We start from the raw sequence: 3,336 nt of genomic DNA, 5'->3' as shown, positions 1-3,336 counted from the left end.
TGAATGATAAGATTGAAAAACTAGAATTTTTTGTCTCACAGGTATCCCAGTATTTCAACGATAGCCTAGAAGTACTTAGCTTAGCTATCAAAGGAGCCATGCAACTGAGTAAAATCATTGTCGATAGCGATGGAAACTACTATGCGGACGGTCTGGACATGAGCTGGGTACAGAAGATGAAGGATGTGAAGATTGAAAATCAAAAAATTGAGCCATCCATACCAATAAGTAAAAAACAAAAATCTATTCAGACACTCCAACAGCAATATGGATTTAGTCAAACTGAATCAGAAATATTACTGAAATTATATGTTAGTATGGAAAAGAAATATGGGACTAAGAAAGCAAATGTAGAATTCTTTAAGATAGTTGCTTCATACTCTTATGGTGATAAATCTTATGGTGCTTGGCAAATTGTCGCTGGACTATATAGTCCAAATGGGGTGAATGGTATAATAGTTGGCATAAATGACAAACTGAAATACATACTGAAAAAATATGGATTAGAAGATTATGAGATTGATACGATTCAGAAGGCTATCCAGAATCAGCATAATTTTACGAGATTGGAAAAGATTGAAGAGGGGGATACAAATGATGAGATAAAAGGGAAACTGAATTTGGCTTCTGAGAAAGCATATGGTCAAGGAAATTATAATAAATTAGACGAGAAGCAGAAAGCAAGAGTAAGGGAATTGCTATCTCAATTTGGAGGGACAATAGATTATTCTCATATGGCTACCACAATTTCTGCACATTATACAGATAATCATGGAATAGAAAATGAGGATGATTTAGCAGGTTGGCAAGGAGATGTAGTTGGTGCTATGGGAATTTCTCCTAGTCTTGGCAATGATGATTATCATTCAGATTTAGATGCTGTTAATATTTACCACGAAATAAAGAACGGAGATAGTGTAGTTGATGTTACAAACTCATACTACGATAATGTTGAAAAAACATCTGGCTATAGAGCTTATGAATTTGTTCAAAATATTGGAGAAGGGGATTATACGAAAGGAATGAAGAAATTAGAAGAAACTTATAAATTATATATCTCTTCTCATTCTAGTGAACAATCAATAACTTTTGAAAAATTTATGAATGCTATCCAACATTTCCAAAAAGATTTAGATAAACCCAATCCTTCCATCGGAGAGCAAAATGTTAAATAAAATGAAAAACTATTATAAAAACAAACCAACTCAAGCTGTCTTAATGCTCATAGTTCTTATTTGGTCAGTATATGAGATTGGTGCGACCAGTTTGGCAAGTAACTCAGCATTAACTAAGGAATTCATGCATAGTCGGTATGTTATGGTTTGGCCAATGGTAGATAAGAAAATGAAATTATACCACTATAAAGAGGAGTGGACGACCCCTTCCTTAGACGGGTTAATGCATTTAGATTATAAAAATATTAAAATTACGGGGTATCCTTGTAAATATGGTCAACAAGTCTTCGCTGAATATAATCAAACTCCTAATAATTACGATATTTCATTTCCTTTAGAAGGAACACTGTCTGAAGCGTATTTTTCAACTTTGGATGCTAAATATTATCTGATATCAGAAAATGCTACTATTGTAGAGAAAAAGCTAGGTAAGAATATTGAGGATTTAATTCAGGAAATAGAATTAGTAAGAGAAGAGTTTAGCTCAGTTCTTACTAGGATGAAAATCCTTCGTTTGGTCTATTTGATTCTTCGTATGATAGTATTGTTGCAGTGTATCAGGTGGTCGGGTCAGCGTAGAAAAAGGAAAGAGAACGAAATTTTGCAGAATAGATAGAGCTCCAGAAAGGTATGACGACTATAAGGAGAGTTATAAATGAACTTGAAGAGAAAATCAAATTGGAATTTAGGTTGTAGTTTAACACTTGTTGTAGGTTTGGCGGCTATTTTTTTCTTTAATCTATGGGCACAAAATCTTGGTAAGTATACTCTGCAACCAGGTCAAAGTGTTGAATTAAAAAAATCAGGGATAGATATAAAGGAAGTATCTAATAATCTAGCTAATGATATTTTATCTATTCATGAAGGAGACATGAAACAAAGAAACTATCTAATTAACGAAGGTAGAAAAGTATGGAAAAGTCCTGGAGATGATATAATGATAAATTCAGTAGATTTGACACAGGTTAGTATTGACCTTACTGATTTTGTAAATTTGGTAAATACTGGAAAACCTTTAGACTTAAAGAGTAGAAATTATAATGATGAACTTGAATTTTCACTTTGGTCACGTAAGTGGGAAGGTAACTTAAGAGATGATTATTTAGGGAACTATCTTTTTGGATATGTAGCAAAAGGATATTTAGGAATGGAAGATGAGCAGATCAAAAATTATGCAGGTTTAGCCCAATTGGCTTCAGATAAAGATGGTGTTAAATTTTTCAAAAATAAATCAAATGGGAATTTTGGTGATAATGAAGGAGACGCTTCTGCAATCCAAGATGGTATAGATTCATACGAGGAGAATAATAAGTGATTAACAAGAGAAAACAACTTAATAAATGGAATCTAGGATGTTCAGGAGCGGTTGTTGTTGTAACAATAATATTTATATGTTGTATTTATTTGTACTTCAAAAATGCGAGTTATACCTTGAAACCAGGTGATTCTATAGTTTTAAAAGTTCCGACATCAAAACAAAAAGAATTCTCCCCCAAATTATATATATCTAAGATTTCTGGTGGGGAATTAGAATTATCTGGGAAAACCTCATGGTGGCAGAAGGGAGAAGGAAGCCTTTTAGGGACTAACTATGATGTTTTGAAGCAAGAAATTAGCGAAATCTACTCATCGTCAAGTAATATCCCAACAAAAATAAAAGAAAACGATACAAATAATAGTATATATTTATCAGAAAAAGGTGTAGTTCTTCAATCTAAAGAATCTTGGGAATTTGAGATTCCAAACTCAAAACAAATAAAAATAACGAATATTTCAGACAGAGACATTAGATTTGAAGCGCAGGTGACAGGTGAATAGCGGAAACTAGAAAAGTAAAATGAAGAAAAAATGATTATTTTTTTACTTTGATATCTTTATTCTTGTCTTCCTTTCTTTGTAAGACTTAAGTTACCAATTTTACACTACCTTAGCGATGGCAACTACTATGCGGACGGTCTGGACATGAGCTGGGTACAGAAAATGAAGGATGTGAAGATTGTTTCGCATGCCAAAAGAGATTTTCAAGACTCAGAAACTCGTGCCATCAATAAAGCTTCTAGGGATATGATGCTAACGGACGATGGAGATGCCTACTATCGTGCCGAATTAGAGAAGCGCTTAAAAGGTCACGACAAGTCCGAATGGGATAAAATAATCGACG

4 protein-coding genes and 1 pseudogene are annotated in these 3,336 nt (G+C 33.4%); all 5 read left to right on the top strand.

Going from position 1 to position 3,336, the window contains the following annotated elements:
• On the top strand, positions 1 to 1,175 hold a 1,175-nt coding region (locus CBI42_RS10545), incomplete at its 5' end, for an ATP-binding protein (protein WP_094753950.1).
• Positions 1,165 to 1,791 carry a hypothetical protein gene (locus CBI42_RS10540; protein ID WP_094753949.1) on the top strand — a complete coding sequence of 209 codons (627 nt, stop codon included), beginning with the start codon at positions 1,165 to 1,167 and terminating at the stop codon, positions 1,789 to 1,791. The genes CBI42_RS10545 and CBI42_RS10540, both read left to right, overlap by 11 nt.
• Before the next feature lie 39 nt (positions 1,792 to 1,830).
• A complete protein-coding gene (locus CBI42_RS10535) occupies positions 1,831 to 2,490 on the top strand; it encodes a polymorphic toxin type 44 domain-containing protein (RefSeq protein WP_049491894.1) in 660 nt (219 codons plus the stop codon).
• A complete protein-coding gene (locus tag CBI42_RS10530; protein ID WP_042750704.1) occupies positions 2,487 to 2,993 on the top strand; it encodes a hypothetical protein in 507 nt (168 codons plus the stop codon). Before CBI42_RS10535 ends, CBI42_RS10530 begins: the two co-directional genes overlap by 4 nt.
• A 111-nt stretch (positions 2,994 to 3,104) precedes the next feature.
• Positions 3,105 to 3,336: pseudogene (locus CBI42_RS10525) on the top strand (virulence protein); the annotation flags it as partial.

This window comes from Streptococcus sp. KR, assembly GCF_002238115.1.
In the GTDB taxonomy this organism is placed as follows: domain Bacteria; phylum Bacillota; class Bacilli; order Lactobacillales; family Streptococcaceae; genus Streptococcus.
This window is presented reverse-complemented; position numbering and strand designations above follow the sequence as displayed.

What these genes read in the sequence shown, in the direction of transcription:
- CBI42_RS10540 (WP_094753949.1), top strand. Translation starts at nt 1,165, where the DNA reads ATGTTAAATAAAATGAAAAACTATTATAAAAACAAACCAACTCAAGCT.
- CBI42_RS10535 (WP_049491894.1), top strand. Translation starts at nt 1,831, where the DNA reads ATGAACTTGAAGAGAAAATCAAATTGGAATTTAGGTTGTAGTTTAACA.